At 61.4% G+C, this 13,499-nt stretch carries 14 protein-coding genes; 1 reads left to right on the top strand and 13 read right to left on the bottom strand.

Annotated elements, in window-relative coordinates:
* Positions 1 to 8: 8 nt before the first annotated feature.
* The 13 genes from sctI to murJ form a co-directional block, all read right to left on the bottom strand.
* Positions 9 to 374 carry a type III secretion system inner rod subunit SctI gene (gene sctI, locus BVH03_RS04390; RefSeq protein ID WP_143485891.1) on the bottom strand — a complete coding sequence of 122 codons (366 nt, stop codon included), beginning with the start codon at positions 372 to 374 and terminating at the stop codon, positions 9 to 11.
* A 103-nt stretch (positions 375 to 477) separates the two neighbouring features.
* Complete coding sequence (locus tag BVH03_RS04385; protein ID WP_075960033.1) at positions 478 to 1,428, bottom strand: hypothetical protein; 951 nt, start codon at positions 1,426 to 1,428, stop codon at positions 478 to 480.
* Positions 1,429 to 1,484: 56 nt separating this feature from the next.
* Positions 1,485 to 1,904, bottom strand: a complete 420-nt coding sequence (locus BVH03_RS04380; RefSeq protein ID WP_143485890.1) for a hypothetical protein — start codon at positions 1,902 to 1,904, stop codon at positions 1,485 to 1,487.
* Positions 1,901 to 2,797 (bottom strand): sigma 54-interacting transcriptional regulator, encoded by an 897-nt coding sequence (locus BVH03_RS04375; protein WP_075960031.1) that lies wholly within the window; start codon positions 2,795 to 2,797, stop codon positions 1,901 to 1,903. Before BVH03_RS04375 ends, BVH03_RS04380 begins: the two co-directional genes overlap by 4 nt.
* Positions 2,798 to 2,837: 40 nt before the next feature.
* Complete coding sequence (locus BVH03_RS04370) at positions 2,838 to 3,719, bottom strand: sigma 54-interacting transcriptional regulator (protein WP_075960030.1); 882 nt, start codon at positions 3,717 to 3,719, stop codon at positions 2,838 to 2,840.
* Between the two features lie 1,314 nt (positions 3,720 to 5,033).
* A complete protein-coding gene (gene ispH, locus BVH03_RS04360) occupies positions 5,034 to 5,978 on the bottom strand; it encodes a 4-hydroxy-3-methylbut-2-enyl diphosphate reductase (protein ID WP_075960028.1) in 945 nt (314 codons plus the stop codon).
* A gap of 36 nt (positions 5,979 to 6,014) precedes the next feature.
* Complete coding sequence (locus BVH03_RS04355; protein WP_075960027.1) at positions 6,015 to 6,290, bottom strand: type II toxin-antitoxin system RelE/ParE family toxin; 276 nt, start codon at positions 6,288 to 6,290, stop codon at positions 6,015 to 6,017.
* Positions 6,290 to 6,484 carry a stability determinant gene (locus tag BVH03_RS04350; protein ID WP_075960026.1) on the bottom strand — a complete coding sequence of 65 codons (195 nt, stop codon included), beginning with the start codon at positions 6,482 to 6,484 and terminating at the stop codon, positions 6,290 to 6,292. Before BVH03_RS04350 ends, BVH03_RS04355 begins: the two co-directional genes overlap by 1 nt.
* A gap of 48 nt (positions 6,485 to 6,532) precedes the next feature.
* Positions 6,533 to 6,970 (bottom strand): peptidylprolyl isomerase, encoded by a 438-nt coding sequence (locus BVH03_RS04345; RefSeq protein WP_075960025.1) that lies wholly within the window; start codon positions 6,968 to 6,970, stop codon positions 6,533 to 6,535.
* Entirely contained in the window at positions 6,963 to 7,469 is a 507-nt protein-coding gene (gene lspA, locus BVH03_RS04340) for a signal peptidase II (RefSeq protein WP_075960024.1), read from the bottom strand. Before lspA ends, BVH03_RS04345 begins: the two co-directional genes overlap by 8 nt.
* Positions 7,470 to 7,499: 30 nt before the next feature.
* Positions 7,500 to 10,334, bottom strand: coding sequence for an isoleucine--tRNA ligase (gene ileS / locus BVH03_RS04335; protein ID WP_075960023.1), 2,835 nt, complete (start codon positions 10,332 to 10,334; stop codon positions 7,500 to 7,502).
* Positions 10,331 to 11,281: a bifunctional riboflavin kinase/FAD synthetase gene (ribF, locus tag BVH03_RS04330; RefSeq protein WP_075960022.1), complete on the bottom strand. Its 951-nt coding sequence runs from the start codon at positions 11,279 to 11,281 to the stop codon at positions 10,331 to 10,333. The genes ileS and ribF overlap by 4 nt, the downstream gene beginning before the upstream one ends.
* A gap of 106 nt (positions 11,282 to 11,387) precedes the next feature.
* Positions 11,388 to 12,932 (bottom strand): murein biosynthesis integral membrane protein MurJ, encoded by a 1,545-nt coding sequence (gene murJ, locus BVH03_RS04325; protein ID WP_075960021.1) that lies wholly within the window; start codon positions 12,930 to 12,932, stop codon positions 11,388 to 11,390.
* A gap of 260 nt (positions 12,933 to 13,192) precedes the next feature.
* On the opposite strand from murJ, the gene rpsT reads away from it, so the two are divergent.
* Entirely contained in the window at positions 13,193 to 13,468 is a 276-nt protein-coding gene (gene rpsT, locus BVH03_RS04320) for a 30S ribosomal protein S20 (protein ID WP_075931577.1), read from the top strand.
* The last annotated feature ends 31 nt before the right edge of the window (positions 13,469 to 13,499 follow it).

The following is a 13,499-nucleotide window of genomic DNA, read 5'->3' as shown; positions in this document are numbered from 1 at the left end:
GGGCTGGCCTATTGCATGTTGGTGAGTTTTTCGAGGGCCTGACCACCCTTGCCTATGACTTTGGTAGTCACCGCCATCTCCAGCGAATAGCGAGACAGAGCCCTGCTCACGTCGGCGATCGACGAGGGATCGTTGACGTTGATCACCTCTTTCATACCCCGTTTGGCATCCTGGGTCAGCTGCTCCAGCGAACCCATGCGTCCGCCCACCGCCTCGGCCAGGAAGGCCCCGCTACGGGTCGGTTCGTCGGCATCACGGTCATGCATCAGCGAGGCGAACAGTTCGATGTCCGCCCTGGAAGGTTCGTTGACCAACCCCTGTTCGAGCTCAATCCCACCCTTTTTGGCGACCTTGTTGAGGTCATCGATTGCCATGATACTCATTGGGCAAATCTCCAGTGCTGGCTCGGCGTGCGCAACGCGACGCCGTCATGAGTTCGGCTCCATGCATCCCTGTATGGAGCCTGCGAAGTGTCGATCAGACCTGCTGCCTGCCACCGCCGGGCAACATCTGATTGACGATCGAGTTGGCCGCTTCTGCCGCCCCCTGACCAAGGCTCTGCATGTCGAGCTTCTTGCTGAGGTTTTGCAGCTCGCCCATCACGCCGCCAATCGCCTCGCTCAGTTGCTTGAGGATGTCGCCACCGGCCTGGGACGGTGCCCCCGACGGGCTGCCCAGTCCGCCGTTACCGCCCAGCGAATCCTGCGTCGACTGCGCGCCCTGCCCCATGCCACCGCCAGGCACCTGCCCGGCAGACCGCGCATCGAGTTGCTGGCCGATCATGCCGATGGCCGACTTGAACGCCTCGGTCTCGCCTTTGTCGAGGTGTTTGTTCTCGATCAGCTCCTTGCCCCAGGAACCGGCATCCGGCGGTGGAAACTGCTTGGGGTTGGCGTCCATGAACTTGGCGACATCCATCATCATGCCGGCGTCTTTCTGCTCGAACGTCGAGCCTTCCCCACCACTTTCAGGCTTGAGCATGCCATCCAGGGAGGACTTGGCCAGGCCGCTGAGCACCTGGTCCATCAGGTTGGAGCCGCCCTGCTGGCCCATACCAGGCGCGCCACCGCCACCGCCACAGCCGCCTCCTGGCGACTGCGACTGGCCGAAATCCTTGCCGAGCTTCTCACCGATAAGTTGCTCCAGCAGCTTGGTCAGCAGTTGCTGCAGGTCACCGCCTTGCCCACCGGCACCACCCAGGCCACCACCCGGCCCGCCTAGACCGCCACCCTGGCCACCCTGGCCGCCGAGCTTGTCGTTGACCATCTGCCCGAGACCGGAGTCGCCTCCGCCGGCCTTCATCAGCAGTTGCACCAGTTTCTTGATGACGTCGTCCAGACTCTGCGTCTGGTTCTGGCCCATGGATCTGTCGGAGAAACCCACCCGGTTACTGGTATCCAGGGCCAGGTTGTTGCTTATCATGTTCATATCGGCTCTACGCCCCCATTAAGATGAATAGGCAGTCACGTGCCTCGGCAGAGGTCTCAGTACTGGATACCCTTGCCGGCGGTAATGGCGGAACTGATGCTCTTGTTGGCCGTGTCCTGCGCCATCGACTTGATACCGTCGGCGGCGGCGACATCGGCGTTCTTGCGCGCGGCCTCGCTTACGACCGCCTTGCGCTGGGCGCCGGCCTGGTCATCCAGCTCCCCCTGCTTGACCGTTTCATCGAGTGTCTTGTTGTTGGTACTGGCATTACGAAGCGCGTTCGCGCCGTCCTGACGCGAGCCGAACTCATTGAAATTCTGCAGCCCGTTGTTGAAAAGGTTCTGGATACCGGTAAGAGACATGGCGTCTATCCTCTGTAGGTGGTCACAACGTTTATCGTTGTACAGCCTGGGTGGCGTCGGTAAGCCAATCGGTTCCACCAGCGCGGCGAACTTTTCCGGGCAATGGCCCTTCATACATCGAGATCCTTCATCCGCTGGTAGAGGGTACGGCGGGGGATATCCAGCTCACTGGTGACGGCGGCAATGCAGTGGTCATTGCGCTTCAGCGACTGCTGGATGAGGGTCTTCTCGATCAGCCGCAACTGGTTCTTGAGGCCAGTTTCCGAGGAGTCGTCCGGGTCGTCGTCGATCAGAGGCATGCCGAGCACGTGGCGTCGAGCCGCGGATTTGAGCTCGCGGTAATTGCCAGGCCAACCGTGGTTGAGCAGCAGCTCTTCGACCCGCTCATCGAGCGCCGGGGCAGGCATGTTGAGCTCGACCTCGGCGGTGGCAACGAAATGCCTGAAAGCCGACACGACATGGCTGGGACGCTGACGCAACGGCGGCAGGCTGAGACTCATCACACTGAGCCGGTAATACAGATCGCGACGAAACAACCCCCCTTCCATCAGCAGGTCGAGAGAACGCTGCGCGGAGGCCACAACGCCAATATCCAGAGGTATGGCTCGGGTCGATCCCAAGCGCTCAACCTGGCGGCTCTCCAAAACCCTCAGCAGCTTGACCTGCAGATTGAGGGGCATGCTGTCGATCTCGTCGAGATAAAGCGTGCCCCTGTGTGCCGCTTCGAAGTAGCCGCTGCGGTCCCGATCCGCCCCGGTGAACGCCCCGGCACTGACACCGAACAGTTCGCTCTCGAACAAGGTTTCCGGGATGGCCGCGCAATTCACCGCGACGAAGGGCCCCTTGGGCCTTGAAAGCTTGTGTAGATGTCGCGCAACGGTATCCTTGCCAGTGCCCGTTTCCCCCAACAGCAGTACATCAATACCCAACTCGGAAATACTCTGTCCTAATACGTCCAAACTCGAAATTCCATTTTCGAGCACCAACAGATCTAGAGCGGACTCCATACTTCATCCCCGACCACTGGAATATTACCTATGCGGTTAGTCAACCCTTGAGTGAATGTTCCTTGAGCGCACCGCTGGCACACGCCAGTTCCCTGATACGAAAATGCAGCGTTCGCTTGGGAACACTAAGCTCTTTGGCAACGGCGTCCAGGCGCCCTCCGTGACGGTGTAAAGCATCGGTGATAAGTGCTTTTTCAATTCGTTTCATCTGCACTCTCAAACCGCTATGAGTGCGAACATGTTCCATTGCCAACGCACCAGGGCTCAGCAACGAGAAGCCCATCACAAAACGTTTGGCCGCCGACTGCAATTCACGAACATTACCGGGCCAGGAATGACCGAGTAGTAGCATCGCAACGGGAGCCTCGAGAACGGGCACCTCTCGCTTAAGTCGGGTTGCAGCCTTGCGCGCGAAACTTTCGAACAATGGCAATATTTCGCCGCGCCGCTCGCGCAATGGGGGAAGTCGAACAGTCACGGCATTAAGACGAAAGAACAGATCACTGCGGAAACGTCCTTGTTTCACCAACTTCGCCAATGGCCGCTGGGCGGAGGCGATGACTCTCAGATCGAGGGCAATGGAGTCCGTACTGCCTAGCCGACCCACGCCGCGCTCTTCCAGAACACGCAGGAGCTTGGCCTGCAGCGCCAGGGGCATGCTGTCGATCTCATCCAGGTACAAGGTGCCCTTGTCGGAGGCCTCTATATAACCCGACCGCGCGCGCAAAGCCCCGGTATAGGCACCGCTGGCGGCACCGAAGAGCTGGCTTTCAGCGAGCGATTCCGGGATGGCTGCGCAGTTGAGTCCTACAAAGGCACCAGAGCGTCCAGAGTGTTTATGGATGAGTTGCGCCAGCATGTCTTTTCCCGTGCCGGTTTCCCCGCAAACGAGAATATCGACATTCTGACTGATGGCCGGCATGGAAACGCCCAATTTCAGAGTGTCACTTAGACACCTGCATGGCTCCTGGCAATGGGAGATTGTTTCGATCATCAAAAAGCCTCTCACAGTTCCCGCCGATACGCGGCACATTCTCAAGAGGCAGGTCGAACAGACAATACGCCTCTCAGCCGCTAACTTTCGAAGAGCGAACAGTATCGACATTATGATTATTTTTTCGGCGGGAATCTCGCAACGCGCGGCTGCAATCGATAACCACCTTTGGAACGCTTTTGCTTTTACCCGAAGTAATGACTACTCCTAAAAGGATCAGTTCAATGGGGGTTTAAAAAAATAGCGCTCCGACGTAATGCCATACCGCTGGTCTTTTTAATCCATTCACCCGATACGAATGGCCCCGAAAAACCGAACTATGCGATACCACTTAAACAAGCTCCACGCGCTCTGCTGCAAGGCCTCCGACGAAGACCGGATATTGACGCCAACAGTGTAACGCTCGCTTCAGCAAGAAATAAACCGGTAAAAAAACACTTAATTCGGATAATTATTAATTCCACTAGCAAATCGTTTGAATAGCCAGACGTCCGCGCCTCCCCAGTCAATTAAATACACATTGCAGTTTGGAGAATTACTGTTTCACCTTGATTTCAAGCGGCAGAAAAGCAAAAAAGTATATATTTCGCGACTATCGAAGTACGCAGATGGACTGCCATCCCTTAATTGAAACAAATTGATACATGTACCTACAGACGCCCTTCCCTGAGCGATACCTGTGCGCCGATGCAATCAGCATCTATAAATGGTCATCGGATTTATGTACGCGATCATGTCGGTGGGCGAGCACCTGATCATAGGCTGATTGCAGGGAGAGAACGGTCGCACCGTCCAGCCAGCTTGCCTGACCATGACGTTGAAGATCGAGTAAATGCGCCGGGATGCAGTGCCTGTAGGCACAGAGGCAGACCACGTGCTGGTGCTTTCCATGACGGAACCTCACGCTTGTCATTATAGTTGTACGCCACGACGGGCACTGAGTGCATTCCTTTGCAGATGCTGTGCCAGCAAGCCAAGAGCCCTATGTAGAGCATCAGAAGCCGCCCACGAACGCAATCAGCTAGCGGAAAATTGCCTGCCAGAGCCGCAAGCTGGTGGAATCTTGCTAGAAAGCACTCGATGAGCGACGCAGGTCCGACAGGGCAGTGGCCCGAGTCATTCAAACTGGCTGGCGGCCATGCACAAGCTGGCGATCCACTGTCTCGACGCTACGCCCCACTGAGTACGCCGAGCCCCGATCTGCGTCTGGCGCCAACCCGCAGGACGCAGTCGACAGCCGTGCTAAACCGCTTTGAGCCGCAGCTCCTTGGGCATGGAGAACGTTACATTCTCCGGCCGGCCGTCCAGCTCCTGGACGTTGCTGGCGCCCCACTCGCCGAGCTTGTCGATCACGCCACGCACCAGTACTTCCGGAGCCGAGGCGCCGGCCGTGATGCCGACGCCCTTGGCTCCCTCGAACCACTCGCGCTTGAGGTCTTCGGCGCCGTCTATCAGGTAGGCCGGAGTGCCCATGCGCTCGGCCAGCTCACGCAGGCGATTGGAGTTGGAACTGTTCGGGCTGCCGACCACCAGCAGGACGTCGCACTCGTCGGCCAGTTGCTTGACCGCATCCTGGCGGTTCTGGGTGGCGTAGCAGATGTCGTCCTTGCGCGGCCCGCCGATGTTCGGGAAGCGCGCGCGCAGGGCGTCGATGACCTTGCTGGTGTCGTCCATCGACAAGGTGGTCTGGGTGACGAAGGCCAGGTTGTCGGGATCGCGTACCTGCAGCGTGGCGACGTCTTCTTCGTCTTCGACCAAGTAGATCGCGCCGCCATTGCTGGCGTCGTATTGGCCCATGGTGCCTTCGACTTCCGGGTGGCCTTCATGGCCGATGAGAATGCACTCGCGGCCATCGCGGCTGTAGCGCACCACTTCCAGGTGTACCTTGGTGACCAGCGGGCAGGTGGCGTCGAACACTTTCAGGCCGCGGTTGGCGGCTTCGTTGCGCACCGCCTGGGACACGCCGTGGGCGCTGAAGATGACGATCACGTCATCGGGCACCTGGTCCAGTTCTTCGACGAACACCGCGCCACGGTTGCGCAGGTCCTCGACCACGAACTTGTTGTGCACCACTTCATGGCGCACGTAGATCGGCGGGCCGAACACCTCGAGGGCGCGATTGACGATCTCGATGGCGCGGTCGACACCGGCGCAGAAACCGCGGGGATTGGCGAGTTTGATATGCATGATGGTGGTCTCGATTGCGCGGCGCCGAACAGGGGCTCAAGGATACTGTTGGCGAGCATGAAGAACATTCACCACTTCCACAGCGTCAGCGGCTACTCGGTAAACCAGAATGTAGTTTGGATGAGCGATCAGCTCGCGTGTTCCGGGCACCCGACCAAAACGATACAGATAGGGATGCTCGGCCAACGGCAGCACAACCGACTCCAGTCGCTCTTTTAGCTGCCTGGCAGCCTTGGGGTCTTCATCGGCGATGTAGCGAATGATCTGCAAAAGATCGTCCCTGGCAGTGGCGCGCCAGACGATCGGCAGCATCAACCCTTACTCCGCCGCCGTGCCTCTGCCTCGCTGATGACGGCCTCGACATCGGCCATCACCTGATCATGAGCAACCACACCGCGAGAGTCCGCGAGAGATTCCGCGACCTTGCGGCGAAACCAGCCGTCGTGGCTGTCCGCCAATTCCTGAGTCTCGAACTCCGACACGATGGGGGAACGCTGTACGCTCATGGTGCGGCCTCCGTTTTAGCGGGCGACAAGGCCCTCATCCTACACTGCCTAGACGGCTTTGACCTCAATGATCTCGACATCGAAGGTCAGCGTCTTGCCGGCCAGCGGGTGGTTGAAATCGATGGTCACCTGGGTGTCGTCGAACGCCTTGACCACGCCTGGCAGCTCGGTATTGGCGGCGTCGTTGAAGATCACCAGCAGCCCTTCCGACAACTCCATGTCCTGAAACTGGGAGCGCGGCATCACCTGCACGTTTTGCGGGTTGTGCTGGCCGAAGCCCTGCTCGGGCTCGACGGCCAGGCTGCGCTTGTCGCCGGCCTTGAAGCCATACAGGGCCGCCTCGAACCCCGGTAGCAGGTTACCGTCGCCGACCTTGAAGGTGGCCGGAGCTTTGCCTTCGGTGCTGTCGACCACATCGCCGTTATCCAGCTTCAGCGCGAAATGCAGGGTCACCTGCCGGTCCGGGCCGATACGTACGTCAGTCACGTGCCACCTCTTCTTCAGGCTTCTTGCTCTTGAACATGTCCAGCGCCAGCAACACGGCACCGACGGTGATCGCGCTGTCGGCCAGGTTGAAGGCCGGGAAGTACCAGCGGTTCTCCCAGTGCACCAGGATGAAGTCGACGACGTGGCCGAACACCACGCGGTCCACCAGGTTGCCCAGGGCGCCGCCGAGCACCAGGGCCAGGCCGACGGCCAGCCAGGTTTCGTCGGACTTCAGGCGCTTCATCCACACCACCAAAATCACGCTGACCACCACGGCGATCAGGGTGAACAGCCAGCGCTGCCAGCCGGACGCGCCGGCCAGGAAGCTGAAGGCAGCGCCGGTGTTGTAGGCCAGCGTCCAGCTGAAGTAGTCGGGAATGACGGTGATGCGCTCGTACATCTGCAGGTTGTTGTCGAACCAGTACTTGGTGACCTGATCGACCACAAACACCACGATGCTGAGCCACACCCAGCCGAGTTTGCCGAAACGCGCGCTCATGGCTGCATCTCCAGGCAGCGGACAAAAGCCTTACGCATGGTGGCGCACCTCGCCCGAACCTTCGATGTTGCTGATGCAGCGGCCGCAAAGTTCCGGATGCTCGGCGTGCGTACCGACATCGGCGCGCAGGTGCCAGCAACGGCCGCACTTGGCGTGGGCAGACTTGACGATCTTCAGCTTCAGGCCTTCGACCTCGGTGACCACGGCATCGGCCGGTGCATCGCTCAGCGGTGCGGTGGCGGCAGCGGAGGTGATCAGCGCGAAGCGCAGTTCGTCACCGAGCTTGGCCAGGTCATAACGCAGGGCGTCGTCACCGAACAGCGTGACTTCGGCCTGCAGGCTGGCACCGATGGCCTTGCTCGCGCGCAGGTTTTCCAACTCCTTGTTGACCGCGCCCTTGACCGCCATGACGCGCTCCCAATAGGCGTTGTCCAGTTCGAAGCTTTCCGGCAGGCGGGCCAGGTTCTCGTACCAGGTTGCCAGCATCACTGACTCGGCGCGCTCGCCCGGCAGGAATTGCCAGATTTCCTCGGCGGTGAAAGCCAGCACCGGGGCGATCCAGCGCACCAGCGCCTCGCAGATGTGGAACAGCGCGCTCTGGCAGGAACGGCGGGCAACGCTGTCCGGCGCGGTGGTGTACTGACGGTCCTTGATGATGTCCAGGTAGAAGCCGCCCAGCTCCTGCACGCAGAAGTTGTGCACCTTGGAATACACGTTCCAGAAACGGTACTCACCGTAGGCCTCGGTCAGCTCGTCCTGCAGGCGCGCAGCGGCATCGACGGCCCAGCGATCCAGATCGAGCATCTGCTCGGCCGGCAGCAGGTCGGTGGCGGGATTGAAGCCATTGAGGTTGGCCAGCATGAAGCGCGCGGTGTTGCGGATGCGCCGGTAGGCATCGGCGCTGCGCTGCAGGATCTGGTCGGAAACCGCCATCTCGCCAGAGTAGTCGGTGGAGGCGACCCACAGGCGCAGGATGTCGGCGCCCATGCTGTCGATGACCTTCTGCGGCGCGACCACATTGCCGAGGGATTTGGACTGCTTGCGGCCCTGCTCGTCGACGGTGAAGCCGTGGGTCAGCAGCTCCTTGTACGGTGCATGGCCATCGATGGCGCAGCCGGTCAGCAGCGAGGAATGGAACCAGCCGCGGTGCTGGTCGGAGCCTTCCAGGTACAGATCGGCAACCGGGCCGCTGGTGTGCGCCAGCTCGGCATGGGAGCCGCGCAGCACGTGCCAGTGGGTGGTGCCGGAGTCGAACCACACGTCCAGGGTGTCGCGGCTCTTGTCGTACTGGTCGGCTTCGGCACCGAGCAGCTCGGCGGCGTCCAGCTTGAACCAGGCTTCGATGCCCTCTTGCTCGACGCGCTTGGCGACTTCTTCCATCAGCTCGACGGTGCGCGGGTGCAGCTCGCCGCTCTCCTTATGGGTGAAGAACGGGATCGGCACGCCCCAGTTGCGCTGACGCGAGATGCACCAGTCCGGACGCCCGGCGATCATGCTGTGCAGGCGCGCCTGCCCCCAGGCCGGAACGAACTTGGTGTCTTCGATGGCTGCCAGGGAGCGCTCACGCAGGGTGCCGCCCTCCTTCGGTTTGCTATCCATGCCAACGAACCACTGCGCGGTGGCGCGGTAGATCAACGGCGTCTTGTGGCGCCAGCAGTGCATGTAGCTGTGGCTGATGGTGGCGTGCTTGAGCAGCGCCCCCACTTCTTCGAGCTTGGCGACGATGGCCGGCGTGGCCTTCCAGATGAACTGGCCGCCGAAGAACGGCAGCGAGTCGACGTACACGCCGTTGCTCTGCACCGGGTTGAGGATTTCGTCGTTGCTCATGCCGTAGCGTTTGCAGCTCTGGAAGTCGTCCTCGCCGTAGGCCGGCGCGGAGTGGACGACACCGGTACCGGCGCCCAGCTCGACGTACTCGGCCAGGTACAGCGGCGACAGGCGGTCATAGAACGGATGACGGAAGTTGATCAGTTCCAGCGCCGAGCCCTGGGCGGTGGCGACGACCTGGCCTTCGAGGCCGAAGCGCTGCAGGCAGCTCTCGACCATTTCCTCGGCGAGCAGCAGCAGGCGATCGCCCACGTCCACCAGCGCGTAGGTGAATTCCGGGTGCACGTTCAGTGCCTGGTTGGCCGGAATGGTCCACGGCGTGGTGGTCCAGATGACGATGGCGGTCGGCTTGCTCAGGCTGGCCAGACCGAAGGCGGCGGCCAGCTTGTCGGCTTCCTCGACCGGGAACGCCACGTCGATGGCTTCGGACTTCTTGTCCTGGTACTCGACCTCGGCCTCGGCCAGGGCCGAGCCACAGTCGAAGCAGAAGTTGACCGGCTTGAGGCCCTTGAACACGAAGCCGTTCTTGACCATTTCTGCCAGGGCGCGGATCTCGCCGGCCTCGTTGGCGAAATTCATGGTCAGGTACGGATTGTTCCAGTCACCCAGCACACCGAGGCGAATGAAGTTGGCCTTCTGCTCCTCGACCTGCTCGGCCGCGTAAGTGCGGCAACGCTCGCGGGTCAGGTCGGCCGGCTGGTTCTTGCCAAAGGTGGTCTCGACCTTGTGCTCGATCGGCAGGCCATGGCAATCCCAACCCGGCACATACGGCGCGTCATAGCCGGCCAGGGTCTTGGAACGGGTGATGATGTCCTTGAGGATCTTGTTCAGCGCGTGACCGATATGGATGCTGCCGTTGGCATAGGGCGGGCCGTCGTGCAGCACGAATTTCGGGCGGCCTTCACCGGCCTTGCGCAGCTTTTCGTACAGACCAATATCAATCCAGCGCTGCAGGGTCTGCGGCTCGCGTTGCGGCAGGCCAGCCTTCATCGGGAAGGGAGTATCGGGCAGGTTCAGCGTGGCTTTGTAATCGGTCATGTCGGGCTCTTCATCAGCGGTTGGCGCTGCCAATGGTCGCGGGCAGCGGCAATGTCGGCCGCAATGGCCGTCTTCAATGCCTCGAGCGAGGCGAAACGCTGCTCATCGCGCAGCTTGTGGTGGAAAGCCACCGTCAAACGCCGGCCATACAGGTCACCGGCAAAATCCAGCAGGTGCACCTCGAGGTGGGCGCTTCCGTCACCGGCCACGCTGGGGCGCACACCAATGTTGGCGACGCCCGGCCATGGCTGGCCATCTATCTCGACGCTGACCAGATACACCCCGGTCAGCGGTGCACGCTTGCGTTTGAGCTGCACGTTGGCGGTCGGTGCATTGAGCTGACGGCCCAGTTTCTGGCCATGCAGCACTCGCCCGACGATGCGGAAGGGCCGGCCGAGCATGCCTTCGGCGACGGTGAAGTCACCGCTGGCCAGGGCCTCGCGTACTCGCGTGCTGCTCACCCGCTGCCCGTCGATCACCACGGTCTTGGCCGCTTCAACGCTGAAGCCTTCACGCTGCGCGGCCTCGGCCAGAAAGGCGAAGTCACCGGCGCGGTCGCAACCGAAACGAAAATCGTCGCCCACCTCCAGATGCAGCACGCCGAGCCCGTCGACCAGCACGTGCTGCACGAACTCAGCGGCGCTCAACTCACGCAAACGCGGGTTGAAGGTCAGGCACAGCACCCGGTCGACGCCTTCGGCAGCCAGCAGGGCGAGCTTGTCACGCAGGCGGCTGAGACGTGCCGGCGCGCCTTCGGGGTCGAAGTATTCACGCGGCTGCGGCTCGAACAGCACTACGCAGCTCGGCACGCCCAGCTCTGCCGCACGCTCACGCAAACGCGCCAGAATCGCCTGGTGGCCACGGTGAACGCCGTCGAAATTACCGATGGTGGCGACACAGCCCCGATGCTGGGGCCGCAGATTATGAAGGCCTCGAACCAGCTGCATAACGCGCTTCTTGCTCACAAAGTGGCCAATTATACGCACAGCGGCTGGCGCCGGGTAGCGGATACGGCGCTCTGTTACAGGCGCCGGTCGTCAACACGGCGGCGGCTCAGGCCACCGAGCGCCGGGAGAAGTCGCGCAGGCGGAAACCAAGGATGCCCAGCACCGCGAAATAGCTCAGCGCACCAGCGGCCACCAACGCGCCCAGGCGCAGCAGGCGAGCCAGCATGTTGCCGTCGCTCCACGCCGGCATCAGCCAGAGCATGCCGGTCAGCACCACGATCATCACCAGCAGCGCCGCCAGCAGCTTGCTGGCGAACATCCCCCAACCCGGTTGCGGCTGGTAGAAACCGCGGGCGCGCAGCTTCCAGAACAGCATCCCGGCATTCAGGCAGGCAGCCAGGCCGATGGACAGGGCAAGGCCGGCATGGGCCAAGGGGATGACGAAGATGAACAGCACGTTCATCACCTGGGTCATCAGCAGGGTGAACATGGCGATGCGTACTGGCGTGCGAATGTCCTGGCGCGCATAGAAGGCCGGCGCCAGCACCTTGACCAGCAGCATGCCCAACAGCCCCAGTGAATAGGCCAGCAAGGCACGCTGAGTCATCTCGGCGTCGGTGGCAGTGAAGTTACCGTACTGGAACAGCGACACCACCAGCGGCTCGGCCAGCAGCGCCAGCGCCAGGGCGCAGGGCAGCGCCAACAGGACGCACAGGCGTAGCCCCCAGTCGAGCAGTTTCGAGTAGGCGGCCGGGTCCTCGGCGGCATGAGTCTTGGCCAGCGATGGCAGCAGAATGGTGCCCAGGGCGACCCCCAGAACGCCGGACGGCAGTTCCATCAGACGGTCGGCGTAGTACATCCATGACACGGAGCCTGCGACCAGAAAGGAGGCGAAGATGGTGTTGATGATCAGCGAGATCTGCGCCACCGATACGCCGAGAATCGCCGGGCCCATCTGCCGCAGCACACGCCACACGCCACTGTCGCGCAGGTTCAGGCGCGGCAGCACCAGCAGGCCGATCTTGCGCAGGTGCGGCAATTGATAGAGCAGCTGCAACAGGCCGCCAACCAGCACCGCCCAGCCCATGGCCATGATCGGCGGGTCGAAATACGGGGTCAGGAACAGCGCGAAGATGATCATGCTGACGTTGAGCAGGGTCGGCACGAAAGCCGGTACTGCAAAACGGTTCCAGGTATTGAGCAGCGCGCTGGCGAAGGACGACAGGGAGATCAGCAGAATATAAGGAAAGGTCACCCGCAGCAGATCGCTGGTCAGCTCGAAGCGCTCCGGGTTATCGCTGAAACCCGGCGCCGAGGCCCAGACGATCCAGGGCGCAGCCAGTACGCCGAGCAGGGTCACCAGCGCCAGGATCAGCGTCAGCTGTCCGGCCACGTAGGCGACGAAGGTACGCGTCGCCTCCTCGCCCTTCTGCGTCTTGTATTCTGCCAGGATCGGCACGAAGGCCTGGGAGAACGCCCCCTCGGCGAAGATGCGGCGCAGCAGGTTGGGCAGTTTGAAGGCCACCACGAAGGCATCCGAGGCGATACCCGCACCGAAGATCCGGGCCATGATGGTGTCGCGCACGAAACCCAGAACCCGCGACAACATGGTGATGGAACTGACCGCGGCCAGCGACTTGAGAAGATTCATTCGGCAGGGATGCTCAATCGGCGTTTACTGGATCGTTTTCGGCGCGCGCGTCACGCGCCAGCAACAGACCGCGCCAGCCCGTGAAGGTGCGAAGGCGCCAGTGCGGCCGGGAGTGTAGAATCGCTGGCGCGATAAAGCATCCTTCGTGTTATCCGCCCTGCGACGACTGACGCAGTATCGACCTTGACAAGTGCCGCGCTCGCCTTCATGATTCGCGGCCTTATTTGTCAGTAACCCCATAGTTTTCGAGGAGCTTGACGGTGGCCAATACACCTTCTGCCAAAAAACGCGCAAAACAGGCTGAGAAGCGTCGTAGCCATAACGCCAGCCTGCGCTCCATGGTTCGTACCTACATCAAGAACGTAGTCAAGGCTATCGACGCCAAGGACCACGAGAAAGCACAAGCTGCTTACACGCTGGCTGTGCCTGTCATCGACCGTATGGCCGACAAGGGCATCATCCACAAGAACAAGGCCGCTCGCCACAAGAGCCGCCTGAACGGTCACGTCAAGGCACTCAGCCAAGCTGCTGCCTAAGCGTACCGCTTCATGAAAAACCGGCCCCAGG

This window comes from Pseudomonas sp. PA15(2017) (genome assembly GCF_001945395.1).
Classification (GTDB): domain Bacteria; phylum Pseudomonadota; class Gammaproteobacteria; order Pseudomonadales; family Pseudomonadaceae; genus Aquipseudomonas.
This window is presented reverse-complemented; position numbering and strand designations above follow the sequence as displayed.

Coding starts and splice junctions, on each gene's coding strand:
- sctI (WP_143485891.1), bottom strand. CDS start 374: ATGGCAATCGATGACCTCAACAAGGTCGCCAAAAAGGGTGGGATTGAG.
- BVH03_RS04385 (WP_075960033.1), bottom strand. CDS start 1,428: ATGAACATGATAAGCAACAACCTGGCCCTGGATACCAGTAACCGGGTG.
- BVH03_RS04380 (WP_143485890.1), bottom strand. CDS start 1,904: ATGAAGGGCCATTGCCCGGAAAAGTTCGCCGCGCTGGTGGAACCGATT.
- BVH03_RS04375 (WP_075960031.1), bottom strand. CDS start 2,797: ATGGAGTCCGCTCTAGATCTGTTGGTGCTCGAAAATGGAATTTCGAGT.
- BVH03_RS04370 (WP_075960030.1), bottom strand. CDS start 3,719: ATGCCGGCCATCAGTCAGAATGTCGATATTCTCGTTTGCGGGGAAACC.
- ispH (WP_075960028.1), bottom strand. CDS start 5,978: ATGCATATCAAACTCGCCAATCCCCGCGGTTTCTGCGCCGGTGTCGAC.
- BVH03_RS04355 (WP_075960027.1), bottom strand. CDS start 6,290: ATGCTGCCGATCGTCTGGCGCGCCACTGCCAGGGACGATCTTTTGCAG.
- BVH03_RS04350 (WP_075960026.1), bottom strand. CDS start 6,484: ATGAGCGTACAGCGTTCCCCCATCGTGTCGGAGTTCGAGACTCAGGAA.
- lspA (WP_075960024.1), bottom strand. CDS start 7,469: ATGAGCGCGCGTTTCGGCAAACTCGGCTGGGTGTGGCTCAGCATCGTG.
- ileS (WP_075960023.1), bottom strand. CDS start 10,334: ATGACCGATTACAAAGCCACGCTGAACCTGCCCGATACTCCCTTCCCG.
- ribF (WP_075960022.1), bottom strand. CDS start 11,281: ATGCAGCTGGTTCGAGGCCTTCATAATCTGCGGCCCCAGCATCGGGGC.
- murJ (WP_075960021.1), bottom strand. CDS start 12,932: ATGAATCTTCTCAAGTCGCTGGCCGCGGTCAGTTCCATCACCATGTTG.